The organism is Pseudomonas migulae NBRC 103157 (genome assembly GCF_002091715.1).
Lineage (GTDB): Bacteria > Pseudomonadota > Gammaproteobacteria > Pseudomonadales > Pseudomonadaceae > Aquipseudomonas > Aquipseudomonas migulae_A.
Map to the genome: position 1 here is coordinate 1 of NZ_BDAG01000015.1, position 24866 is coordinate 24866.

Consider the following 24866-nt stretch of genomic DNA (forward strand, 5'->3'; position numbering starts at 1 on the left):
ACGGCAGCACCGCGACCGGCCAGATCAACGTCAACATCATCGATGACACGCCGAACGCCAACCCCGATGCCACGTCGGTGACGGAGGGCGATGTCGTCAGCGGCAACGTCTTGTGGAACGACGTTGCCGGCGCCGATGGTCCCTTGGTCGGCGGTGGCGTGGTCGGCGTACGCGCCGGTTCGGACACGTCGACCCCGGTGAACGGCGGCCTCAACACCCAGATCAACGGCACCTACGGTTACCTGACCCTGGACGCCCAGGGCAACGCCGAATACCACAGCTACCCGAACAGTGTGAACGGCCCCGGTGCAACCGACGTGTTCACCTACACCCTGCGCGATAACGACGGTGATGAAAGCACCACCACCGTCACCATCGACGTCATCAACGGCTGCATCAATACGTCCAACGACAACGACGTAACCGTCATCACCAACGTACTGTCGGGCAGCGTCGCGGTGCCGGACGAAGCGTTGCTGGCCAACGACACCGATGCCAACGGCGACCCGCTGACCGCATCGCCCACCACCTTCAATACCGGCTGGATCGCCAAAGGCGCGGATTTCACCGGCAGCAACCAGCACTACAGTTTCACCGGCAACAACGCCCAATCCGTGACCATCGCCCGCAGCGCCTTCGTCGCCAATACCGCCGCCATGACTGCGGTGCTGGTGGTCAGCGGCGCGTTGGGCGAGGTCAAACACAACTCCACCAATGACGAGGACCGCATCACCGTCACCCTCAAACAGGGTGAAACCCTCAACCTCGACCACAACCTGGCGGCCGGTCATGTCGCCATGGAGTATTCGGTGAACGGTGGTGCGTTCATTGCCATCGGCGATGGCCAGACCATCACCGCCGCAGCGGACGGCACCTACCAGATTCACATCACCAACATCGTCAATGACGGGCCGGGCAACAGCGGCAAGGACGCGGAAAACTACCAACTGACCCTGACCGTCGACTACTCCGGTGCCCACAACACCACCCCGGACTACCACGGCACCTACTCCGTCAACGATCACCACGGTGGCAGCGACAGCGCCAGCGTGACCATCACCTACCAGGACGGCCACACCCTCGCCGGCACGGCGGGCGATGACGTGCTGGTAGCGGGCACCGGCGACAACATGATCAACGCCGGCGACGGCAACGATGTGCTCACCGCCGGCGCAGGCAACAATGAACTGCACGGCGGCGCCGGCAATGACTTGCTCTACAGCGGCGCCGGCAACGACCTGCTCGATGGCGGCGACGGCATCGACACCGCGAGCTACGCCCACGCCACCGCCGGGGTCAAAGTCGACCTTAGCCTGCTCGGTGCGCAAAACACCCTGGGCGCCGGCACCGACACCCTGACGGCCATTGAAAACCTCAAGGGGTCCGACTTCGGCGACACACTCACGGGCGACAACCACAACAACATCATCACCGGCGGCCTCGGCAATGACGTGCTCAATGGGGGCGGCGGCGACGACTTGCTCATCGGCGGCCTCGGCAACAACACCCTCACCGGTGGTGCCGGCGCGGACACCTTCCAGTGGCTCAAAGGAAACAGCGGCCACGACGTGGTCACTGACTTCACCCCGGGCGCCGACAAACTCGACCTGTCGCAACTGCTGCAAGGCGAAAACGGCACTGCCGCGTCGCTGGATGACTACCTGCACTTCAAAGTCACCGGCAGCGGCGATTCACTGGTCACCAGCATCGACGTCAGCGGCATGGCCGGCGCCGCGCCGAACCAGACCATCGACCTCGCGGGCGTGAACCTGGCCAGCCATTACGGGGTGACGCCGGGGGCGGGCGGGGTGATTGCCGGCGGGGCGGATACGGCGACCATCATCAACGGCATGTTGAATGACCATTCGTTGAAGGTGGATACCGTGTGACCTGAAACCTTCAACAACAAAACCCGCCATCCCTGCGTAAGGGGGGGCGGGTTTTTTGTTGTGCGTCGTTTAAGGAGGTGTCCGACCGGCGGTAGCAAAACCTGTGATTTATGACAGTAGCCAGTTCTGACTCTCTGCCTTTAAATCAAGGCAACAGGATGCAAGACACAGTTGTTTCAACACTCGGTCGTCAACGCGAATAAAAAGTGGCGGAACTCTGAGTCTGAAACTGGTTGGTCGAGTGATTAGGGCAATAAAGCTCAAAACAAAGGAGCATTGAAATGTCTAGTAAGCAAAATTTTTCTATAAGCGCCACTAAAAAAAGAGCGGAATACCTGGCGTATCGAGCCAGTATAAATGCTGCTGATCACTTGGCGCCCACCCCGGTAATTGCATTCTTGCCCCCTTTGGATCCAGGGGGAGAGCACTATCAACCGGCTAGCTCGTTTGGCAAAGATACAGAGTGGCTGGTTGCGCCCTTTCAGGGTATGACTAATCCGACGCCTACGCTTTTTTTAATAGACTTGATGCTCGATAAGACTCCGAACAATTCGTCGGAACAACACAGAGACACAACGCCCGTCGATTCGACAGTTCCCATTCTACTTAGTCTAAAGTTGCCAGATAAAGATACACCCGGAGTGAAGTCCATTGGCAATCGCATCAACTTTGGCGGTAACACTGGGCCGTATGCGGAATTCAAGTACATTGTGCAACCCGATCCTCAAATTTTTAACAATTCGATTAGTGTGGATCCAGCAGTGGATCAAACGGGCATCGCTCCGGAAGATTTTGCAGGTGGTAAGACTGTTCCTTTGACATTGATTTATCAAAACCCAAGGTTGGGAGACGTTATTGAGTGCAGAATAGGGCGTACTGCTGATATTACTCAAGTGGTTGATACGTGGGTGATTGATTCAACCAACAAAGATAATCCAATCGTTTTCGAATTGAAAGAGGCTGATGTAGCTACTTTTGATGGGAAGTGCCTTGTTTTTGTTGAGGGTCATACTTATCCCGGAGTGATAGCCACGCGATCGCCCATCAAAGAAGTTTTTGTGTTTAAGCAAAACCGTCCAACTAATTTCGGTGCGCTGCATCTTCCTCAGATAACAGGTCCGGGTGATAAATTAGAAATACTGCAATTTATTGATGGGGTTACGGCGGGTCTTCAAACAGCTTACACAAACTACAGTAGTTCGCTGGATAAAATTGTATTTATCATCGATGGCGTGAAGCAACCCCCACTGTCTATCGACCAATTCCCGTTCGATCTTCCACTCAGTCTCTCGGCACTTCTTGCCCAAGGGCACAACAGAGACGTCAAGCTGGATTATCAGATTGAACGCTTGGGCTTTTTGTTCCCATCGACACCTGTTACCCGACAGGTTCCGGTCGACGTAGATATGCCGTTGGCGCCCATCGTGCCTCCAAGCTACAGCCCGCCGGATGTTACTGCGCTTGTACCCACGCTTAAGGGGCCGGTCTCTGCACCCAATATACTGACGGTGGCCGATAAGCAGAATGGTGGCGACGTCGTACTAAACGTACCGCTTCACGCTGCCTTTAATCTGGGAGACACGATCTACGGTCTGTACGGTGGTCAACTAATTCCGGCACCTGGCGGAGTTTACGCCTATCCAGCGAGTGGACCCGTACCGGATCCCATACCTCTTACATTAAAGTGGGACTTTATTGAACGCGTTGGTAGCAATAAAGATACGCAGCTTCAGTACTATGCGGAGCATACAAAAAACAATAATCAGTCAGTGTCTATGTTGCATTTGGCGAATGTGAAGTTAATCCCAATTGTCTTGCGGGCAGCAAATTTTGTTCATGAAGATGAAGATTTTGGCGTTATTTGTTCATCATTGAGAAAGATGGGCGGTGAGGTGGGGGCTGTCATCCGAGTGCCTGGGGACTCACAATTGGTAGGTCTCACGGTTAAATGGAAATATGTCGGCTACTCCACAGTAGCAGCAACTGATTCCGATATTATTCCGGGTTCGACAGTCGAAAAGGAGTTTCCATTCGACCCTGCAGACGTAGGGTCCGGGGCTCATATTCTTGTTCCCTATGAATTTCTGTTGGTGACGGGAAACGCCTGGGGGAAACTTTTCTATTACGTTACTATCGAAGGTGAGCTTGTCCCTACCCAAAGTGAAGTCTTTCGGATCAACATGAGTTACGGTAGGAATACATGCGATATTAGTGGTCCCGATCCTTATCCATGAGTATCAATGTGTAATCGTTCTTTCGGTAAAGTTAATCGCGTATATCCGGCGTCGAGGCGCCGGATATACGTTTGCTCTTGGCCGATCTGCGTTGGTTTTTTCTCACCCTTTCAGAGATTAATCCTACATTTTTTTGTAGGAGGTATCTGTATCGTCCGCAGCCCTCAACGTTCTCCGCTTCTTTGCAGGAGACAAGTAGACGGAAGGACAGCCCCATGAGCTTCGACAGCCCAATTTCACATAAACCTGCGAGCGCAATTACGTTCAAAGTGCTGGCACTGTTGCCGGCTTTTTTTTTGGTTAGCACTTCGGCGGTGGCGGCAATCATTGTCGGTCCAGGCGTGAACCACACAATCGATCCGAATGACCCGATCAGCGACTATTTTGTGGACAACGGCGTACTCAATGCAGGGGAAGTAACGACCCGAAGCTTGACCGGACAGGCCGGGGCGGTCTTGAACCTCGACGGCACTACCGTCAACGGCAATTCCGGCGACCACGGAATTCTGTTGACCGAAAGCCAGGCCACTATTCAACGGGCCACCGTCACTGCAGATACTACAGCGCTATGGCTCAGTCGAGCGCCTTCAGCCATGCAAGGCTCCACGGTCACCGCAACCGACAGCATATTCTTCGGTGGCGAAGCCGGGGGAATGGTCACCGGTCTGAGTACATTGACGCTGGTCAACAGCGAGCTCAGAGGCACCAATGCCGGCAGCGTCGGCCTGGACAGTCGCGGCGGTGATGTGCGCGCACTGGCCGGCACGCTGATCAGCGGCGGCAAAACAGGCGTGCGGATGACCAATGACGCCAACGGCCAAGGCACCAATACACTGTTGGTGGATGGCTCGATCATAGAAGGTCGCACCGAAGAGGCGATCCTGGTGGAAGGGGGCGTACAAGGCGCGACCATCCAGGTGCAGAACAACAGTGTTCTGCGGGCGGGTAATGGGATTCTGTTGAAGGTAAAAGGCGCCTCCACGGCGGCGATGAATGTCGTCGGCAGTGCGTTGGAAGGCAACGTGCAAGTCCTGGAGAACAGCTCCGTCGAACTCTCTTTCAGAGGGGCCTCGATGGTCGGGGACATCCTGCGCGAGGACGGTTCTACCGCCAATGTCACCATGAACAATGGCTCATCGTTCACCGGGCGTTTGAATGACAGCAACCTGACGCTGGACCAGTCGAGCCTGACCATGGTCGACAACGACAGCATCGACAACTTGTCGATGAATGACGGCCTCGTCAATTTCGGTACGCCTGGTGCGCAGCGTGCGAACCGTCAACTCGACGTGGGTACGCTCGACGGCGACGGTATCATTGGCATGCAGGGCAATTTCCAGACCGGTGAAAGCGACTTGCTGAAGGCCAATACGGCCAACGGCGACTTCGAATTGGCCGTCAATGCTTCGGGCAAGGACGCGACGTCTCCTCGACAACTGACGCTGGTGCAGATCGCCAACAACAACGCAGATTTCGCGCTGTTGGGAGGCCGGGTCGATGTAGGGACATTTGAGTACGATTTAGAGAAAAGAACCAATGCCTCCGGTGAAACGGAGTATTTCCTGAACCCTACTGACCGGCTCACTTCTGGCGCGCAGGCGGTGGCAGCCTTGTTTCAAACGGCCCTTACCGTGTCGTACGGCGAGTTGAAGTCGCTTGAAAACCGCATGAGCGAGTTGCAGGCGAACGACAAGCTTCATGGCTTGTGGGTACGGCCTTATGGCAACAAGTGGATCGTTGACGGCAGTTCGTCAGGTGTGGGTTATCGCCAACAGCAGCAGGGCTTCACCATGGGCGGCGACACCCGACTGGGTGACAGTCGATGGACTGTCGGTATGCTGGCGGGTTACAGCAAGTCCGATCTGGATCTCGCTGGCGGCACCTCGGCCGAGGTCAACAGTTTCTACTTTGGCCCCTATTTTGGCTGGCTGAATCCGGACAATGGCTACTACGTCGATGGCGCCCTGAAGTTCAACCACTTCCGCAATGAATCCAAAGTCCGGATGAGTGACGGCAAGCGTGCCGAAGGCGATTACAGCAACTCGGCGGTGAGCGCGATCGTAGAAGGTGGTCGTAATTTTGACCTTGGGGATGGCTGGTTCGCCAAACCATCTGCCCAGGTTTCCGCGGCAGTGATTCAGGGCAAGAACTATCGCCTGGACAATGACATGGAAGCCGAAGGTGACCGCACCCATTCGTTACGGACCAAGCTGGGCGTCATGGCCGGTCGAAGCATCGATCTGGGCGACACACGGGTGCGTCCATATGGACGTGTGGCGATGGTCCATGAATTTGCTTCCAACGATAACAGCGTGCGGGTCAACGGAAACTCGATCAATAACAACCTTGCCGGCACCGGTTTTGAAGCCGGTGTCGGGATGACGGTTTCGTTGTCCGAGAAGCTGAATCTTGATGTCGGTGTCGACTACGCCAAGGGTAAAAATATCGAACAGCCTGTGGCTGCCACTTTTGGTTTGAACTATCAGTTTTAAATGCTTGAACGAAAAAAAACCGCTGTAAAAGCGGTTTTTTTTTCGTTCTGTCTGTAGCTGATTTTCTAGCTTTTGGAAGGGGACCGTGCAACGACACTCCATGTATTGGACTCAGCCTTTTCATCTAGTGTCAGGGCGCTAATTACATAGGTTTGCCCGACTGTCAGATCGTTTTGGAAAGAAACCCACTTTCCTTCATCGCTGGTGGGCTCTGTTTTTGTTTGGATAACACCATTGAGCTTGATCTTGACCGTACTGTTCGGCGTATGGAGACCTCTGGCAATAAGCCAACGCTTGTTTATATCGCCTCCATCAAGAATTACGTTCCCCTCGGCATCATAAATACGGGTGTCTGTCGGTGCCGCAGTGGCCGCTTCCACTGTAATCGTGTGCGGCCCAGCGGTGCCGCCACCTATGTATTTTGCGGTGACGGTGAAGATGTAGGTGTCATCGGTCAACTCGCCTGTTGGATGCCTGTAGCGACCGGTTGAAGGGTCCACGGTGGCTTCATCCATCGTTACACCATTTTTGAATACTTCAACCTTCGCTCCCGGTTCCCCTTCGCCTTCCACAAACAGGGAGGTCTCGGATGTTGTGGTGCCGTCATCGACTTCTACTCCGGTAGCGGTCGTGACTTTGTCGAGGGTTACCTGCTTTTTGATAGCTTCCACTGTAATCGTGTGCGGCCCAGCGGTGCCGCCACCTATGTATTTTGCGGTGACGGTGAAGATGTAGGTGTCATCGGTCAACTCGCCTGTTGGATGCCTGTAGCGACCGGTTGAAGGGTCCACGGTGGCTTCATCCAGGGTTACACCATTTTTGAATACTTCAACCTTCGCTCCCGGTTCCCCTTCGCCTTCCACAAACAGGGAGGTCTCGGATGTTGTGGTGCCGTCATCGACTTCTACTCCGGTAGCGGTCGTGACCTTGTCGAGGGTTACCGGCGTGACAGCTACCTCTCTCACGGTAAATGTGAACGCGTCCGACTCTTTGTTATCGGGATCCTTGATCGTGATGCTGTAGTCTCCTGGCTGCAGGTCCAGCTCAAAAGTGACTTTACCGCAGCGGTCGACTAGTTCCGTTTTCAGAAGTGTCTCACCATTGAATGCCCTCGAATCCACGTTCGGAAGAGAATCGCAAACCACGGTGACGGTTGGGCCGGAAATAGTGTCACCAGGAGAAACTGGCTCGCCATCGCTGGATACCTGAGTAATGGCCGGTCTTTCTCTTGCAGCAGTAAACTTTCTAGGTAGCGATGCAGGTCCGATATCGTAATTACCTACAATGCGCACTTCATGACAATCGTAATTGGATAGTGTGAGTAGCTCAGTCACAAACTCGCCAGCATCATCGCTCTGCGCACTACCCAAATCCTCATCAAAGTTCTTAATAATGACATTACTATTTGGTTGAATATTGTAGCCGGTAATCCTGATTTGCCTGTCGAATGTAGTTCGGTTGGTGATGGCAGTGCCTTTACTGTCATCCAGTCTGCGAAACTGTGGCTGCACTTTAACAAGTTCGTCGAGTGTGGACGATGGATCGTTCGAGGGGAAATCGGTCATGATCATGACTCCGTTTGGTCAAGGGGACGGAGTGATTTAAGGCCTCGAACTAATGAATTGGCTACTGTCAGAAATAACAGGTTTTAGTGGGTTTCCGATGAGCGGAGGGGGCGATGATGGAAGCTGAAAGAGGGCTTATCCGCTATTAATAGCGAAACGAGTTTCAGGATTTACGCAAGGTCTTCTGCCTAACGATGTAGATCGTCACCAGCACCGCACTGGTTAGCATGAAACCGCGTGCCCACGGCAAGGGCACCAGGTAGCACGACAACAGAATGCTCACCCACATCAGCCCGATAGCGTACACCTTGCCCTTGAGCGGAATGCCGTTGCCATCGAGGTAGTCGCGAATCCATGGCCCCAGCCGTGGGTGCTCCACCAGCCAGTGATAAAAGCGCGGGGAGCTGCGGGCGAAACAGGCCGCCGCCAGCAACAGGAAAGGCGTGGTGGGCAACACCGGCAGGAAAATCCCGATCACCCCCAGCGCTACGCTCAGCCAGCCGATGACCAGCAGCCCGTAACGCAACATCAGGGAGCGGTTGCCTATGGGGTTGTCCATAGGCAGAACCTTAGTGGTGACGTGGCTTGAGGATCGCCGGTTTTTCGTCTGGCGCCTGGCACAGCAGGTACAGCGCGGTCAGGGCTTCCGGGATCTGCACGATCATGTCGTCCATCAGGTTGGCGTCTTTGGCGATGTCTTCGAACTCAGGCTGTTCGTCGAACAGACCCGAACCGACCATGATCGGCAGCAGCATTTCGCTGACTTCGTCTTCGGCGGTTTCGAACCAGGCCGCTTCGCGCAGGAACACACCTTCCATGAAACCGATGCACCAGCCGCGCAGGTCGGAATCATCCGGCTCTTCGCCCAGGTCCAGGTCGCATGGCAGCTCGAACTCTTCATCGGACGCCAGCTGGCGCGCGATGTGAGCCTTGAGGGCGAGCAGGGTGGATTCGATCGCTTCACGCTCGGTGTCGTCGGCGTAATGCGGCTCTTCGGCGAAGAGGGCGTCGATCCATTCACGATCCGGAACCTCTTCGGAACAGATCGAAAGCGCAGTGAGGTAGCCGTGGGCGGCCACGTAGTCCAGCGCCTCGTCATGCAGTTCATCGGCGTCGAGGAAGACTTGCAGGCGGGTTAGTTGCTCAGCGAAGGACATTAAAGGGCTACCTTGGGAATTAAACAGATGCGGGAATTCTAGGCCTTCTTGAGCACTCAGGCCAGCCGCGCGGGATATTTGCATGCCGGCAACACCACAATCCCTGTGGGAGCGGGCTTGCTCGCGAAGGCGTCGTGTCAGGCAGCATTAATATCGACTGACACTCCGCCTTCGCGAGCAAGCCCGCTCCCACAGGTTGCGCGGTGTTTGTCCTCGTGTGTCTTCTCAGTGGCGCCCTTTGCGAGGGAGGCCTCGGGTATACTCCCGCGTTTTGTGATGCCCTGCTGGCGTCGCGGCTGAAATGTGAAGCGTCATGCAATGCGCCCTTACGATTTGTCAGTGCAGCCTTGCGGATCCTGAACCAGCCTTGCAGGGATGTTTCGGTGATTTTTGGAGTTTTTATGCTCGAACAGGCTCAACGCGTCCTCAAGGACATCTTCGGCTACGACAGTTTCCGTGGCCGTCAGGGTGCAATCATTGAGCGCGTGGCCAGTGGCGGCGACGCCCTGGTGCTGATGCCTACCGGTGGTGGCAAATCCCTGTGCTTCCAGGTGCCGGCACTGCTGCGCGAAGGCCTGGCAGTGGTGGTGTCGCCGCTGATCGCGTTGATGGACGACCAAGTGGCGACCCTCGAAGAACTGGGCGTCGCGGCCGCTGCGTTGAACTCCACGCTGAGCGCCGAGCAGCAACGCGACCTCGCTGCGCGGATCAAGCGCGGTGAAGTGAAGATGCTTTATCTCGCGCCTGAGCGTCTGGTCCAGCCGCGCATGCTGGCGTTCCTGCAAAGCCTTGAAATCGCCTTGTTCGCCATCGACGAAGCGCATTGCGTGTCGCAATGGGGTCACGACTTCCGCCGCGAGTACCTGCAACTGGGCCAATTGGCAGAGTTGTTCCCCAACGTCCCGCGCATCGCCCTCACCGCGACCGCCGACAAGCGCACCCGGGAAGAAATCGTCGATCGCCTGCACCTGCAGAATGCCGAGCGCTTTCTCTCGAGCTTCGACCGCCCGAACATTTTTTACCGCATCGTGCCCAAGGAACAGCCGCGCAAGCAGTTGCTGGCGTTCCTCGCCGAACGGCGCAGCGATGCCGGCATCGTCTATTGCCTGTCACGCAAGAAAGTCGACGAAGTGGCGGTGTTCCTCAGCGAGCAGGGCTTCCCGGCGCTGCCGTACCACGCCGGTCTGGCCAACGAAACCCGGGCCCATCACCAGAAGCGCTTCCTTAACGAGGAAGGTCTGATCATGGTCGCCACCGTGGCGTTCGGCATGGGCATCGACAAGCCCAACGTGCGCTTTGTCGCGCACCTCGATCTGCCGAAATCCCTTGAGGCTTACTACCAGGAAACCGGTCGCGGCGGCCGTGACGGTCTGCCGGCGGATGCCTGGATGGCTTATGGCCTGCAAGACGTGGTGATGCTCAAGCAGATGCTGCAGAACTCCGAAGGCGATGAGCGCCACAAGCGTCTGGAGCAGCACAAGCTCGACGCGATGCTCTCGCTCTGCGAAGAGACCCGCTGCCGGCGTCAAACGTTGCTGGCCTACTTCGACGAAGACATGCCCGAGCCGTGCGGCCACTGCGACAACTGCGTCGATGGCGTGCAGACCTGGGACGCCACCGAGCCGGCCCGTCAGGCGCTTTCGGCGATTTACCGCACCGGCCAGCGCTATGGCGTCGGCCATCTGGTGGACGTGTTGCTGGGCAAGGACAACGAAAAGGTCCGCAGCTTCGGCCATCAGCATCTGTCGGTCTACGGTGTCGGCAAGGCAATGGGCGAGAGCGAATGGCGCTCCCTGTTCCGACAGCTGGTGGCCCGTGGTCTGGCCGACATCGATCTCGAAGGTTACGGCGGTCTGCGCCTCAGTGACACTTGCCGGCCGCTGCTCAAGGGCGAAGTGACGTTGGAACTGCGTCGCGACCTCAAGCCGCAAACCACCGCGAAAAGCAGCAAGAGCCAGGCGAGCCAACTGGTCCGTGGCGAAGAACGCGAACAGTGGGAAGCCTTGCGCGCCTTGCGTCGCAAGCTCGCCGAAGAGCACGGTGTGCCGCCTTACGTCATCTTCCCCGACTCGACGTTGCTGGAAATGCTCCGCAGCCAACCGACCTCTCTGGCGGAAATGGCCACGGTCAGCGGTGTCGGCGCACGCAAACTGGAACGTTACGGCGAGGCCTTCCTCGAAGTGCTCGGCGGCCAGGTCGAGGCGCCGAAAGTGGTGGCCGACGTGCGCCACGAGCTGATAACCCTCGCTCGGGCCGGCATGACGCCGTTACAAATCGCCGGTCAATTGCAGTGCTCGGAAAAGAATGTCTACACCATGCTCGCCGAGGCAATCGGCAAGCAGCAGTTGTCGCTGGAACAGGCGCTGGACCTGCCCGAAGACTTGATGGGCGAAGTCCAGGATGCGTTTCTCGACGGCGAGGGCGAATTGCCGCCGGTGGCGGAGATTGCTGCGCTGTTCGCCGGTCGCGTGCCGGAAGGTGTTTTGTACTGTGTTCGAGCCGCGCTGCAATCGGAATTCGAGGTCTGAGTTTCAAATTTCGGACAGGGCTGTATTGATGTAACGATTCAGTACAGAGCAAGCCTTGCCTCAAGCCAAGGGTCATGCTTAGCTGACTAATAATTAGTTTTTCTCTATTTCAGTCTAACCATGAGTGTTTTATGCCGTTAACCGATCAACACCGATTTGGCATGCAACTGGCCCAGATGTCGCGCGGCTGGCGTGCCGAACTGGACCGCCGTCTGGCCGGCCTGGGTTTGTCCCAGGCGCGCTGGCTGGTGCTGCTGCACCTGGCGCGTTTCGAGGAGGCGCCGACCCAGCGCGAACTGGCACAAAGCGTCGGCGTCGAAGGGCCGACCCTGGCCAGGCTGCTCGACAGTCTGGAAACTCAGGGCCTCGTTCAGCGTCAGGCCGTGGTGGAAGACCGCCGGGCGAAAAAAATCGTCCTCTGTGCACCGGCCCGTCCCCTGATCGAACAAATTGAAACCATTGCCACTCAACTGCGCCACGAGCTGTTTGAAGGCGTCGATGAGGCCGATTTGAAGGTCTGCATGCGTGTTCACGGGCACATTCTGGCCAACCTGGAAAAATCCTGAAGCAGAACCGGGTGTCAGCTTTTTGAGATACCCCGTTGTGCGGACTATAAAGAACTACTAGGCAATATCGTGTTCGTACCGGATGTGCGAACACGCACCGGTTGGTTCTGGTTATCTAAGGGATGCTCATGCTCGAGAGTTGGCACGTTGTACTGCGTTGGTGCGCCAGGCTGGTTCTGGCCGGTGGGGCTGTAACTTACTCGGCATTGGCGCCCGCGTTGGGCCTGGGTGAAATCACCGTGCATTCGGCGCTGAATCAACCGCTGCGTGCCGACATCGATCTGGTGGATGCTGCCGGTCTGGAGGAGGGCGACTTGTCCGTCAGTCTGGCGACCGCAGACGAATTCAGTCGCGCCGGTGTCGAGCGGGTGTTCTTTCTCAATGACCTGAAGTTCACGCCCATCCTGCGGGGCAACCGCAGCCTGATCCGGGTGAGCTCCAATAAAGTGGTCAACGAACCTTTTCTGAATTTCCTCGTGCAGCTCAATCAGCCCAACGGGCGCGTTCTACGCGAGTACACCGTGCTGATCGATCCGCCGGGCACGCCGGGGATCGTGCCGGTGGCCGACGAACCAGTCACCCGCTCACCGAACTCCCCCTACCCGAGTGTCAAACCGGCCATTGCGCCGCCCACTCAGGCCAAAAAAACGGCCCCTAAAGTTGAACCGTCCGCCGCCCCCGTCATTGATCCCGTCGCCGAGCAACTGGCCGCCAGCGTGTTGCAGAACCAGCAACTGCAAAAAAACATCGATGAGCTGAACGCGAAACTTCAGGGCCAGGACGAACAGATCGCCAGCCAGAAAAAACAGATCACCGAACTGCAAACGCAATTGGCGGAGGTCCAGGCGCCCCCGGTTATACCGGAAGTTGTTGCGCCAGCACCGGTCGCGGTACAAGAACCCGAGACGTTCAATTGGCCGATGATCATCGGGTTGCTGACGTTGTTGGCCTTGCTGTTGCTGGGCCTGTTTGTTCGCCGCCAACGACAGCAGGTTCAGACCCTGGCTGCAGATCCTCCCGTTCTACCGTCGCGACACGAGCCGGTGCTTGATCAAACCGTGGAGCCGTTGGCGAAGCCCGCCCCGCTGAATCCCGGGCCCGATCAACATGACGAGACGCCGTCAGGGGATGTGCTGGAAGGCGTGGGTATCTACCTGGCCTATGGCCGTTTTTCCGAAGCTGCGGGTTTGTTGCGTGATGCCCTGGCGAAGGAGCCACATCGCACGGATCTGGCCGTACAGTTGCTGGAAGTCCTCGGCAAGCAAGGTGACGGGCCAGCCTATGACGCTCAGGAAAACAGCCTGCGAGATGCCGGATTTGATATTCGGCAACTTCAGGACATTCGGGCCCGCTACCCGAAACTTGACAGTGCGGTGCCAGTGGCTGCGGCGGCAGTGATCGCAACTCCCGTTCAATCCGAAGCAGTGCCCGGCGACGAGTTCCAGTTGAACCTGGATGACCTGTCGATGGAGTCGAGCTGGGATCTGATCAGTCCCTTCGATAGCACTAAACCCACGGACAAACCACCCGAGGTCGTGGAACCCGCATTCACCTCGAACCTGCACGTGATGCCCGATGTGTTCGAGATGCCTGAAGAAACCACGTTGGGCGAACCCGAGCTTGAGTGGGTCGCCGAGCCTGAGGCTCAGGCTCTGGACGACGACTTCCTTGACGAATTCAAGGACTCGTCATTCGAACTTGAAGCGCTGAGCCTGGAACCCTCCGTGCCGGACAACGCAGGCAAACTGGAACAGGCCCAGACCTGCATTGATGACGGTGATCTGGACAGCGCCATCGAACTGCTGAACGAGTTGCTCAAGGACGGCGACGAACCCCTTAAACAAACTGCGCGGACGCTGTTGGCCGGTATTCGCTGAGCCTCTATCATGGCGACGCCCTCTGGTTCAGGAGTTCCCTCGTCATGACCGCGCACAAACCCGAAATCGTCATCACCTACTGCACGCAATGCCAATGGCTGTTGCGTGCCGCGTGGTTGGCGCAAGAACTGCTCAGTACCTTTGGCGATGACCTGGGCAAGGTGTCGCTGGTGCCTGGCACTGGTGGTGTGTTTCACATTTTCTGTGACGATGTGCAGATCTGGGAGCGCAAGGCAGACGGCGGTTTCCCTGAGGCCAAGGTGTTGAAGCAGCGGGTCCGCGATCAGATCGATCCGGACCGCGACCTCGGACACAACGACCGCACTCAGTGAGATGCCGCTTCGGCAGCGACCGTTTTCTTGCTTGAACCGCCCGAGAGCCTGCTGGACACCACAATCGCGACGATGATCAAGGCACCACCGATGAGCATGCGCAGCGTCGGGTTTTCATTGAACAGCAGCCACGCCATGGTGATGCCGTACACCGGCTCCAGCGCAAACACCACGGCGGCGGTGCGCGCCTTGATTACCGCGAGGCTGGCGACGAACAGACTGTGAGCGACGCCGGTGCAGAACACCCCGAGCAAGGCGATCCACAGCCAGTCAATGGCGCGGACTTCGCTCAACTGCGGCACCGCCACCGGCAGCAAACACAAGGCGACCACCACGTTCTGGCACAGCGCAGCCTGTACCGGCGGAATTCTTGCGGAACTGGCGCGGTTGGTCAGGGACAGTAATGCAAACAGCAACCCGGAGCCCACCGCCCACAACAAGCCGGTGGTGGCGCCGCTGGCCAGATCGAAATCAGGCGTGACCAGCACCAGCCCGACACTCACCAGCACCACCAGCAGGATTTCATTGGCGCGAATCCGCTCACGGAAAATCAACCCTTCCAGGATCACGGTGAAGGCCGGGAAACTGGCGAAACCCAGGGTCGCGATCGCTACGCCCGCGACCTTTACCGCAATGAAAAAACTCACCCAGTGCCCGGCCAGCAACAAACCGCTGAGCAGCAGGCGGCGCCAGTCCACGGCTTGCAGTTTCTGCCAGCGTGTCTGGCTGGCGAACCGCGCGAAAACGGCCAGGGCGAGCACAGCAAAGGCAGCGCGACCGAAGACGATGACGGCAGGGGAGGCGGCGGCGAGTTTGCCGAACACACCGGTCAGGCCAAACATCAATGCACCGATATGCAGAGCGCCGAGGGCGGTACGGGGAGTCATTGCGATCCTTAACAGCAAACGAACAGAGGTGTAGGCGCTGCCGAAGGCTGCGATCTTTTGATCTTGCTTTTCGGGGATCAGATCCAAAGATCGCAGCCTTCGGCAGCGCCTGCATTGAACCGCATGAGAACAGTTATGTCTGTCGTCAGGCTCGCATCATTTGTCGCCAGCCTCGCGCCGCAATTTTCCGGGCGAGACTCCAAACTCCCGCAACACCGCCGCTGAAAACGCACTTTGCGAGCTGTAGCCAACCCGACTGGCAATCTCGCCAACGGGCAACGCCGAATCCCGCAACAGACTCACGGCCATGTGCAAACGACGACTGCGAATGTAGTCCATCGGCGTCTGTCCGCATTCAGCGACAAACCGCGCATGCAGCCGAGCGCTGGACAACCCGGCGATGCGCGCCAGATCGGCGACTTGCAGCGGGTAGGCCGCGTGCTGATCGATGTGCGCATTCAACGCAGCGTAGGGCAGGCGCCGGCCGCCCATCACTTGCGGCCTGGCGTTGTTGAGGCTGGCCAGCAACAGCACCGCGCCTTGTTGCGCGATCAGCGGGTCGCTGACCTGACTGCCCGCCAGCCAGTTCACCAATTGGCTTTGCCCGGCGTCCAGCGGCAGTCGCCCGGCGTTGTCGAGTAAACGGCGGCTGGCATCGGCGTGCTCGCCAAGCGACTGCGCCACCCATTGATCACTTGGCACGTCCAGCACCAGGCAGCGGCTGCCATTGGCGCTGCCACAGGCATGATGGAAACCGGACGGGACCACCACGAAACTCTGCTGGACCACCTGACTGCCACGCCCGTCGACCTCGAAATCCAGCGCGCCCGAGAGACCGAACACCAGTTGCGCGTGGTCGTGACTGTGGACGATCAGGTCGTGAGTGTATTGGCGCAGCGTGAGGATCGGTCTCATCGCAGGTCTCCCGAGTAAGGCTGCCAGTCTACACCGAGGTCGTTCCCGCGCGCTGTCACAGGACTGACTTGTCACTGTCATGGGCAATTAACCCCACCGGCGCAAGCTTGCAAAAACAATCGCAGAGGGTTGCCCATGACCAGCGCCGAGCTCGCCAAACCCAGTCGTAAACAACGTGTGCGGACCTTGTGGATTTCCGATGTGCATCTGGGCACCCGGGATTGCCAGGCCGAGCACTTGTCGCAGTTTCTCAAGGGCTACCATGCGGACAAGATCTACCTGGTCGGCGACATCATCGATGGCTGGAAACTGCGCAGCGGCATGTACTGGCCTCAGGCGCACACCAACGTGATTCGTCGCCTGTTGACCATGAGCAAGCGCGGCACCGAGGTGATTTATGTCACCGGCAACCACGACGAATTCCTGCGTCGTTACTCAAAGCTGATTCTGGGCAATATTCAATTGGTGGATGAAGCGGTGCACGTGACCGCCGATGGCCGCCACTTGCTGGTGATCCATGGTGACCAGTTTGACGTGATCACCCGTTATCACCGCTGGCTGGCCTTTCTCGGCGACTCGGCCTACGAATTCACCCTGACCCTCAACCGTTGGCTCAACCACTGGCGTGCCCGTTATGGCTACGGTTACTGGTCGTTGTCGGCGTACCTCAAACACAAGGTGAAAACCGCCGTCAGCTTCATCAGCGACTTCGAAGAAGCCATCGCCCACGAATGCGTCAAACGCGAATTGCACGGGGTGGTGTGCGGGCACATTCACCATGCCGAAATCCGTAAGGTTGGTGAGGTGGACTACCTCAATTGCGGGGATTGGGTGGAGTCGTGTACGGCGCTGATCGAGCATTGGGATGGTTCGATCGAGTTGTACCGGTTGGCGGATGCGCAGGCGCGGGAGGCGGAGTTGAAGGCCATTAAAATCGCAGAACCCGCATAACATTTTGGGTGTTCGAGCCGGCCTCTTCGCGAGCAAGCCCGCTCCCACATTCGACCGTGTTCTCGAGGACGACTCGGTCGATTGTGGGAGCGGGCTTGCTCGCGAATGGACCGCGAAGCGATCCCCTGCGATCTGTCAGGCCGGCGCGTGCTCTTCCATCGCCGCCTTGTAAATCGAATGCTTGGGATGAGCGAACAACCGCTCCATCATCGGCTCGAAGAAACTCAGTGGTAGCGTCTCGTAAGCCGGATCAAACGCTGCCGCATCGTACTTCGCGCAGAACTCGATGGTCGCCTGATACTGCGGATGATCGCTGAACTGCTCGCGTAAATGCCGATCCATGCCCAAGTGATGGAAAAAGTAATACCCCTGGAAAATCCCGTGTTTCTCCACCATCCACAGATTCTCGGCGCTGACGAAGGGTTTGAGGATCGCCGCCGCAATGTCTGGATGGTTGTAGGAACCTAACGTGTCGCCGATGTCGTGAAGCAGGGCGCACACCACGTATTCTTCGTCGCGGCCATCGCGCCAGGCACGACTGGCGGTTTGCAGGGAATGGGTCAGGCGATCCACCGGGAAGCCGCCAAAATCACCCTCCAGCAGTTTCAGGTGCGCCACAATCCGTGTCGGCAATTGTCTCGCATAGGCACTGAAGTCCGCGGCGATGATCGCCCAGTCTTCCTGTGTGCCGTCCTGCATGTGGGTGAAACGGGCATTGGCATTCATCGGCTATCCTCTTGTTCTTGTCGAAAGGGATTTTTTCAGTGTAGGACCTGTGACCATCAACGCACTGACTGCGCAGGACGCATTGCTGGCCAATCGGGCCTAGAACGGCACACGGCCCAGAATCATGTCGCGGTACATCACGAAATCGCCGAGCAGGCTGTAAAGCGGATGTTGAAAAGTCGCAGGACGGTTCTTTTCAAAGAAGAAATGCCCGACCCAGGCGAAGCTGTAGCCGGCCAGCGGAAGGGCCAGCAGCCATAGCCAGGCTCCTTTGCCGATGCTCAGGGCCAGAATGAAAATGACCAGCGTCGTGCCGATGAAGTGCAATCGCCGACATGTACTGTTGCTGTGTTCACTCAGGTAATACGGGTAAAACTCGGCGAAGCTATTGAATCGTTTGAAGTTTTCCACGACTGCGATCTCTGTGGTTATTGTCCTGATTGCAAGTTGTTCTGCGGGTAGCTTATTTGAGTCTAGAGTGATCATTGGCATCAGCCAGTGACAATGGGCGCCACTTTAGTATCCTTCGGAAATTGGCCGTAGCATGCGGCTCACCATTTAAGTAAACGCCATGAGCGAACGAACGACTTCTGCAAGCTGGGCGATGGGGATTGTCAAAGCACTGGAGATGGACGGCCTGGATTGCCGGGTTCTGTTCAAGCAGCTGGGGCTCGACTACGCGTCACTGGACGATCCGGATGCGCGCTTCCCGCAAGATTCCATGACACGACTCTGGCAGCGTGCCGTCGAGCTGTCCGGCAACCCGGCGATCGGCCTGAACATGGGCAAGGTGGTGCGGCCGGCGTCCTTTCATGTGGCCGGTTATGCCTTGATGTCCAGCCAGACCCTGGCCGAAGGCTTTCAGCGGCTGGTGCGTTACCAGCGGATCATCGCCGAAAGCGCCGACCTGAGTTTCCGTCTGCTGGATGAGGGGTATGCGCTGATTCTGACGGTCCACGGCGACCACCTGCCGCCGACCCGACAAAGTGCCGAAGCCTCGCTGGCCTGCGCGCTCGCGTTGTGCGGCTGGCTGACCGGGCGCACCTTGCAGCCGCGCAAGGTGCTGGTGCAGGGCGAACAGCCTGTCGATCTTGAACCTTACAAACAAGCCTTCCATGCGCCGCTGGTGTTCAACGCGCCCTATGACGCGCTGATCTTCGAACGCGCCGACATGGAGGCACCGCTGCCGACCGCCAACGAGGCCATGGCGTTGTTGCATGACCGGTTTGCCGGCGAGTACTTGGCGAGGTTTTCCGAGAGCCGCGTGACCCACAAGGCGCGTCAGGTGTTGTGCCGCTTGCTGCCCCAGGGCGAACCCAAGCGCGATACCGTGGCGCAGACGCTGCACTTGTCGCAACGGACCTTGCAGCGACGCTTGCAGGAGGAGGGCACGAGTTTTCAGACATTGCTCGATGACACCCGGCGCGAACTGGCCGAGCAATACCTCGCGCAGCCCACCATGACCCTGCTGGAAATTGCCTACCTGTTGGGGTTCGCCGATCCAAGCAATTTCTTCCGCGCCTTCCGACGCTGGTTCGATGCCACCCCCGGCGAGTACCGGGTGCGGCTGATGGAAGCGCCGAATCGGCTCAGTGACGCCAGAACGCCGGAATACACAGAACAAACACCGTAATGATCTCCAGTCGGCCGAGCAGCATGCCGAACGAGAGAATCCATTTGGCGGCGTCCGGCAGTGTGGCGAAGTTGCCCGCCGGGCCGATGGTCTCGCCGAGTCCCGGCCCGACGCCCGACACGGTACTGGCCGCGCCGGTCAGGGCGGTCATCCAGTCGACGCCGAGCAGCGACAGCAGCAAGGCGATCACGCAGATGGTGATGGCGAAGAAGAACGAAAATGTCAGGATCGAACGCACGATTTCTTCGTCGAGTCGGTGGCCGTTGTACTTCTGCTTGATCACCGCGCGTGGGTGAATCAGCTGGTTAAGGTTGGCCTTGAGCAGGATATAGGCGACCTGGAAGCGGAAAATCTTGATTCCGCCCGCGGTCGATCCCGAGCAGCCGCCGACAAACCCCAGATAAAAGAACAGCATCAGCGAGAAATTGCCCCAGAGGCTGTAGTCCCCTAGTGCGAAACCGGTGGTCGTTACCACCGACGTCACGTTCAGCGCCACATGCCGCAACGCGTCCAGCCAATGCAGCTGGGTGGTCCACCAATACCAGGTGCCGAGCACCAGCCACGTCACCAGCAACATGCCGAGCAAACCTTGCACCTGCTGATCCTTGATCAGGGCCCGACGGTTGCCGCGCAAGGTCGCCACGTACAGGGTGAACGGCAGGCTGCCGAGAATCATCATGACGATCGCCACCCAGTGCACCGCCGGTTGCGTCCACTTGGCCAGGGATTGGTCGGACGTGGAGAAGCCGCCGGTGGAAATCGCCGACATCGCGTGGTTGATCGCGTCGAACGGGCTCATCCCGGCCCACCAGAACGCCAGGCTGCCGATAATGGTGATGCCGACGTAGGCCGCGACGATCAACCGCGCCACCATGTGCGAACGGGGCATGACTTTTTCGGAACGGTCCGACGACTCGGTCTGAAACAGCCGCATGCCACCAATGCGCAGCAATGGCAGAATCGCGACTGCCATGCCGATGAAGCCGATGCCGCCGATCCAGTGCAGCAGCGAGCGCCACATCAGGATGCCGGGAGACATGTCATCCAGACGATTGAGCACCGTCGCCCCGGTGGCGGTGATGCCGGACATGCTTTCGAAGAACGAGTCGGTGTAGCTGATGTGCTGGGTCAGCAGGAACGGCAGCGCGGCGAAGATGCACACCACCAGCCAGCTGCTGACGGTCAGCAGGTACATGTCTCGCGGACGCAGGTGCACGTGCTCGGGACGACCGGGAATGACCAGCGCGAGGCCGGCGACAAAGGTGATCATGCTGGCCCAGAGGAACGACGGCAGGTCGCCGGTGCGCTCGAAAACCACCAGGGTGGCCATGGGCACGACCATGGCGATCGCCAGCGTGATCAGGAAGAGGCCGATGATGAAACCAATGAGACGTAAGGTCGGCAACGCCATGAAGTCCGCTCGGGCTGAAAGTAGGAAGGGCGCCATTCTACCCGTGGGGCAGGGCATGTAAACCGGCATCCCCGTGGCACTTGCAGCTAGAATAGCCAGACATTTTTTTCAGGAGGTGGCCGATGCAGGCTCTCGACGCTTTGCTCAACCGTGTTTCCGTTCCACGACTGGTCGACCCGGCCCCCACCGCCGAGCAGCGCGAAGTGCTGTTTGCCGCCGCGATGCGTGCGCCGGACCACGGCCACTTGCAGCCTTGGCGCTTCCTGACCGTCGAAGGCGCAGCGCGTGAGCAGATGGGCGAGTTGTTGGCCGAAGCTGCGAAACTGCAGGACAGCGATGTGTCCGAAGCCGCGCTGGATAAAGCGCGCAACGGCCCGCTGCGTGCACCGCTGGTGGTCGTGGTGATCGCGCGTTTGCAGGATCACGTCAAATACCCGAAGTCCGAGCAACTGCTGGCGGCTGGCTGCGCGGCGCACGGGATTTTGCTGGCGGCGTATGCGCAAGGCATTGGTGCGGTGTGGCGCACCGGTGATCTGGCCTATTCGGCGCATGTGGCCAAAGGGTTGGGTCTGGCGGAGGGGGAAGAGGTGATTGCGTTTCTTTACCTGGGAACGCCGCAGAAAGAGCCGCGTGTTGCGGAAAAAGCAGACCTTACCGAGTTCGTCAGCGCCTGGCCCGGCAAGGCCTGACACCACGGATCAAATCTGGGAGCGGGCTTGCTCGCGAAGGCGGTGTGTCAGCCGACACCATCGTTGTCTGACACACCGCCTTCGCGAGCGAGCCCGCTCCCACAGGTGATTACGGTTGGGCGATGATTCCCGGCACTAGCGGCAATTCAAGGCTGGCGATGAATCCGCCCTCCGGATGATTGGCCAGAACCAGACTTCCGCCATGCCGCTCCGCCGCCCGGCGCGCAATCGCCAATCCCAGACCATGCCCCGCCGCCGTTTGCCCCGGCGCCCGATAGAACGGCTCGCCCAGCTGATTCAAATGCTCGGCGTCGACACCGGGCCCATGATCCCTGACGCTGACCACAATCCGCTCACCCTGGCGCACCGCCTGCATCTCGATCGACTGACCCACCGGGTTAAAGCGCTGAGCGTTGCGCAGCAGGTTATCCACGGCGCGCTCAATCATCGTCGGCCAGCCTTTCAGGTTCAATTGCGGTTCGGCGTCGAGGCGAACGTTCTGCTCTGGCGAACTCAACTGCGCATCCTTTTGCAGCGTGTTGAGCAGTGCATTCAGATCGACGTCTTCAGCACTGGCGTTGTCGGCATCGACCCGCGCGAGCACCAGGATCTCGCTGATCAGCGCTTCGAGCCGGTCGCACTCGCGGGTCAGACGCGGCGAGAGTTTTTCCCGCTCTTCGGGGCTGGCCCGTTCCGCCAGTGCCAGCGCAATGCGCAGCCTGGCGAGAGGCGAACGCAATTCGTGGGACACATCGCGCAGCAGTTGCCGCTGACTGCCGATCAGGCTCTGCAGGCGTGCGCCCATGCGGTTGAAGTCGTTGGCCAGCACGCCGAACTCGTCGCGACGGTTGGCCAGTTTCACCAGGCTGTTCTGCTGGTACGTGGTTTGCCCCAGATCATGCACCGCGCCGCGCAGGCGGCTGAGCGGGCGGGTAATGGACAGGGTCACGAACAGGCTGAACAGGGTCAGCACCACCAGCGCGATACCCAGCGCACTCAAGGGCCAGAGCAGGCTTTCGCGGTGCCACGCGTCCAGTTCCGGGTGCGGAATGCGGTAGATCAGCAGGTAGGTGTCGCCCGTTTTGGCGCTGGTATATTCATCGGTCAGACGACGCCACGGCAGGCGTCGATCATCGTTGTTCTGTCGCGCTTCGAAGGCCGCTGCGCGACGAGGGAAGGTGCCGCGGACGACGGGGTCACCGCTCTCGTTAAGCACCTGAACGTCGATGTGATACTGGCGTTTGCGCTGTTCCAGAATGTCCTGGGCGGCTTCTTCGCCTTGTGCTTCGTAGGTTTGCGTCCATTGTTCGGCGAGGGTGTTGAGGCCCGGGTGGCGGCTGAGAATCCACGCATCCTGGTTGAGCATGTGCCCGAGCAGAATGGAAAGCCCCGCAACCAGAGCGATGGCCAGCCAGAAGCTGGCCAGGATACGCCAGAACAATGAGCGCACAGAAAATCCTCAAACAAACACAGATCCTAATGTAGGAGCGAGCTTGCTCGCGAAAAACGCATGGACGACGCGTGCTGTCTGATGTGCGCGTTATCGTTGACGTTTTTCGCGAGCAAGCTCGCTCCTACAGTTTCCAGCCCCAACGGTGGTTAGCCGTTGGGTCCAGGGTCAGCGCATTATTGCGCTTTTTGCGGTTGTTGCGCTTTCCAGGCCTTGAACTCGGCCCATTCGGCACGGCGCTCAGCCTGTTTTTTCTGGATCTCGTCGAATTGCTTCTGTTGATCCGGTTTCAGCAGGGCGCGTACATCGGCCTCGGCTTTCTTGTGGTTGGCGGCCATTTCATCCTTCATGGCTTTCTGGTCCGCTGGCGAGAGTTTTTCCAGGTACTTGTCGACCACTTGCTTACGCTGGTGCATCTGCTCGCCCATGATCTTGCGGATCTGCTCGCGCTGTTCGCGGCTAAGGTCCAGTTGGCTGTACGGGCCTTTGCCGTGCATGCCGTGCATTTGACCGCCGTGGCGCGAGCCGTCCATCGGACCCATCGGGCCGGCACCTTCAGGCATGGCCATGGCAACGGTCGGCAGGGCGGCAGCGAACATCAGAGCGATAAGAGTCTTGCGCATGGTGAATCTCCTTGTCTCGTTCCCGGTACGTTCCGGATGAGTTCAGATTACGGAGATCAAGGTCAGCGGCGGTCAGCGAAGCGTAAAGCTTGGGTAAAGAAGAGTTTCGACCTTCCTGACAAACACAGGGGGTGTAGGAACCTCCTGCTGAAGGATTTGAGCCTTGTGCTGTCCTTCGGGCCGCTATCGCCAGCAAGCCGGCTCCTACAGGTTCGGTGTCGTGTCTTGTAGGAGCCGGCTTGCTGGCGATCCTGACGACGCGGTCAGAGGCTGTAGTAATAACCGCGGCTGCGCAGGGCGACGATGCGCGGACGGCCGTCGGGGTGGGGGCCGATCTTTTTGCGCAGGTTGCTGACGTGCATGTCCAGGCTGCGGTCGTACAGGGTCAGTTTGCGGCCGAGGGCGATTTGCGCCAGTTCCTGTTTGTCCAGCGGTTCGCCAGGTTGCTTGAGCAAGGCTTCGAGCAAGCGGCTTTCGGACACGGTGAGGGTGAATTCCTGTTCGTCGATGCTGACCACGCCGCGCACCGGGCTGAAACACAGGTCGCCCAGTTCGAGCTGGCTGGACACCGCGGCCGGATGACTGCGGCGCAAGACAGCGCGCAGGCGGGCGGTCAGTTCCCGCGGGTCGCACGGTTTGGCCAGGTAATCGTCGGCGCCCAGTTCCAGGCCGAGGATGCGGTCCAGCGGCTCGCCGCGGGCCGAGAGCATCAGCACCGGCAAGTCCGGGTGATCGCTGCGCAATTGCTTGAGCAGTTCAAGACCGCTGCCGTCCGGCAGCATCACGTCCAGCACCACGGCGGCCGGAGAGGTTTCGGCCAACGCGCGACGGGCGCTCTGGCCGTCGTGGCAGGCACGGACCTGGAAGCCTTCCTGGCTCAGCCAACTGATCAGCAGCTCGCACAGCTCCTGATCATCATCAATTAATAACAGCTCGCTCAT

Annotated in this window: 21 protein-coding genes; 10 read left to right on the forward strand and 11 right to left on the reverse strand. The window is 58.7% G+C overall.

Annotation, left to right across the window (positions count from 1 at the left end; translation table 11 throughout):
* From PMI01S_RS13460 to PMI01S_RS13470, 3 genes are all read left to right on the forward strand, one after another.
* Window positions 1-1889: type I secretion C-terminal target domain-containing protein (locus tag PMI01S_RS13460; RefSeq protein ID WP_169717222.1), on the forward strand; the 1889-nt coding region annotated here is incomplete at its 5' end.
* A gap of 281 nt (window positions 1890-2170) precedes the next feature.
* Window positions 2171-4123, forward strand: coding sequence for a hypothetical protein (locus PMI01S_RS13465; RefSeq protein ID WP_084320505.1), 1953 nt, complete (start codon window positions 2171-2173; stop codon window positions 4121-4123).
* A 77-nt stretch (window positions 4124-4200) separates the two neighbouring features.
* The gene (locus tag PMI01S_RS13470; protein ID WP_235864403.1) at window positions 4201-6615 is read left to right on the forward strand and encodes an autotransporter outer membrane beta-barrel domain-containing protein; all 2415 of its coding nucleotides are present in this window, start codon (window positions 4201-4203) and stop codon (window positions 6613-6615) included.
* Window positions 6616-6680: 65 nt separating this feature from the next.
* Here the strand turns inward: PMI01S_RS13470 and PMI01S_RS13475 are convergent, their stop codons facing one another.
* From PMI01S_RS13475 to PMI01S_RS13485, 3 genes are all read right to left on the reverse strand, one after another.
* On the reverse strand, window positions 6681-8180 hold the full coding sequence (locus tag PMI01S_RS13475; protein WP_084320507.1) for a hypothetical protein: 1500 nt from the start codon (window positions 8178-8180) through the stop codon (window positions 6681-6683).
* Between the two features lie 163 nt (window positions 8181-8343).
* Window positions 8344-8739, reverse strand: a complete 396-nt coding sequence (locus PMI01S_RS13480) for a YbaN family protein (protein ID WP_084320508.1) — start codon at window positions 8737-8739, stop codon at window positions 8344-8346.
* Window positions 8740-8749: 10 nt separating this feature from the next.
* On the reverse strand, window positions 8750-9337 hold the full coding sequence (locus PMI01S_RS13485; RefSeq protein WP_010461974.1) for a UPF0149 family protein: 588 nt from the start codon (window positions 9335-9337) through the stop codon (window positions 8750-8752).
* A gap of 401 nt (window positions 9338-9738) precedes the next feature.
* On the opposite strand from PMI01S_RS13485, the gene recQ reads away from it, so the two are divergent.
* From recQ to PMI01S_RS13505, 4 genes are all read left to right on the forward strand, one after another.
* Window positions 9739-11865, forward strand: a complete 2127-nt coding sequence (recQ, locus tag PMI01S_RS13490; RefSeq protein WP_084320509.1) for a DNA helicase RecQ — start codon at window positions 9739-9741, stop codon at window positions 11863-11865.
* Window positions 11866-11996: 131 nt separating this feature from the next.
* Window positions 11997-12431, forward strand: coding sequence for a MarR family transcriptional regulator (locus PMI01S_RS13495; protein ID WP_084320510.1), 435 nt, complete (start codon window positions 11997-11999; stop codon window positions 12429-12431).
* Window positions 12432-12559: 128 nt separating this feature from the next.
* Complete coding sequence (locus tag PMI01S_RS13500) at window positions 12560-14308, forward strand: motility hub landmark protein FimV (protein ID WP_084320511.1); 1749 nt, start codon at window positions 12560-12562, stop codon at window positions 14306-14308.
* Between the two features lie 44 nt (window positions 14309-14352).
* Window positions 14353-14640 carry an Rdx family protein gene (locus PMI01S_RS13505; protein WP_084320512.1) on the forward strand — a complete coding sequence of 96 codons (288 nt, stop codon included), beginning with the start codon at window positions 14353-14355 and terminating at the stop codon, window positions 14638-14640.
* On the opposite strand, the gene PMI01S_RS13510 is transcribed toward PMI01S_RS13505, so the two are convergent.
* A complete protein-coding gene (locus tag PMI01S_RS13510; RefSeq protein ID WP_084320611.1) occupies window positions 14634-15527 on the reverse strand; it encodes a DMT family transporter in 894 nt (297 codons plus the stop codon). The two genes, PMI01S_RS13505 and PMI01S_RS13510, sit on opposite strands and share 7 nt — an antisense overlap.
* Window positions 15528-15683: 156 nt before the next feature.
* Window positions 15684-16442 carry a helix-turn-helix transcriptional regulator gene (locus PMI01S_RS13515; RefSeq protein ID WP_084320513.1) on the reverse strand — a complete coding sequence of 253 codons (759 nt, stop codon included), beginning with the start codon at window positions 16440-16442 and terminating at the stop codon, window positions 15684-15686.
* A gap of 135 nt (window positions 16443-16577) precedes the next feature.
* On the opposite strand from PMI01S_RS13515, the gene PMI01S_RS13520 reads away from it, so the two are divergent.
* On the forward strand, window positions 16578-17393 hold the full coding sequence (locus PMI01S_RS13520; protein ID WP_084320514.1) for a UDP-2,3-diacylglucosamine diphosphatase: 816 nt from the start codon (window positions 16578-16580) through the stop codon (window positions 17391-17393).
* A gap of 135 nt (window positions 17394-17528) precedes the next feature.
* On the opposite strand, the gene PMI01S_RS13525 is transcribed toward PMI01S_RS13520, so the two are convergent.
* Window positions 17529-18119, reverse strand: a complete 591-nt coding sequence (locus PMI01S_RS13525; protein WP_084320515.1) for an HD domain-containing protein — start codon at window positions 18117-18119, stop codon at window positions 17529-17531.
* A 99-nt stretch (window positions 18120-18218) separates the two neighbouring features.
* A complete protein-coding gene (locus PMI01S_RS13530) occupies window positions 18219-18530 on the reverse strand; it encodes an Mpo1-like protein (protein ID WP_084320516.1) in 312 nt (103 codons plus the stop codon).
* Between the two features lie 160 nt (window positions 18531-18690).
* On the opposite strand from PMI01S_RS13530, the gene PMI01S_RS13535 reads away from it, so the two are divergent.
* Entirely contained in the window at window positions 18691-19752 is a 1062-nt protein-coding gene (locus tag PMI01S_RS13535) for an AraC family transcriptional regulator (protein ID WP_208603343.1), read from the forward strand.
* Here PMI01S_RS13535 and PMI01S_RS13540 read toward each other — a convergent pair.
* On the reverse strand, window positions 19709-21163 hold the full coding sequence (locus PMI01S_RS13540) for a TrkH family potassium uptake protein (RefSeq protein ID WP_084320518.1): 1455 nt from the start codon (window positions 21161-21163) through the stop codon (window positions 19709-19711). The two genes, PMI01S_RS13535 and PMI01S_RS13540, sit on opposite strands and share 44 nt — an antisense overlap.
* A gap of 122 nt (window positions 21164-21285) precedes the next feature.
* Here PMI01S_RS13540 and PMI01S_RS13545 point away from each other — a divergent pair, with 122 nt between their 5' ends.
* Window positions 21286-21852 carry an NAD(P)H nitroreductase gene (locus PMI01S_RS13545; RefSeq protein WP_084320519.1) on the forward strand — a complete coding sequence of 189 codons (567 nt, stop codon included), beginning with the start codon at window positions 21286-21288 and terminating at the stop codon, window positions 21850-21852.
* A gap of 109 nt (window positions 21853-21961) precedes the next feature.
* Here the strand turns inward: PMI01S_RS13545 and PMI01S_RS13550 are convergent, their stop codons facing one another.
* The 3 genes from PMI01S_RS13550 to PMI01S_RS13560 form a co-directional block, all read right to left on the reverse strand.
* On the reverse strand, window positions 21962-23302 hold the full coding sequence (locus PMI01S_RS13550) for a sensor histidine kinase (RefSeq protein WP_084320520.1): 1341 nt from the start codon (window positions 23300-23302) through the stop codon (window positions 21962-21964).
* 176 nt (window positions 23303-23478) lie between these two features.
* Window positions 23479-23925, reverse strand: a complete 447-nt coding sequence (locus PMI01S_RS13555) for a Spy/CpxP family protein refolding chaperone (RefSeq protein ID WP_084320521.1) — start codon at window positions 23923-23925, stop codon at window positions 23479-23481.
* Between the two features lie 263 nt (window positions 23926-24188).
* Complete coding sequence (locus PMI01S_RS13560; RefSeq protein ID WP_084320522.1) at window positions 24189-24866, reverse strand: response regulator transcription factor; 678 nt, start codon at window positions 24864-24866, stop codon at window positions 24189-24191.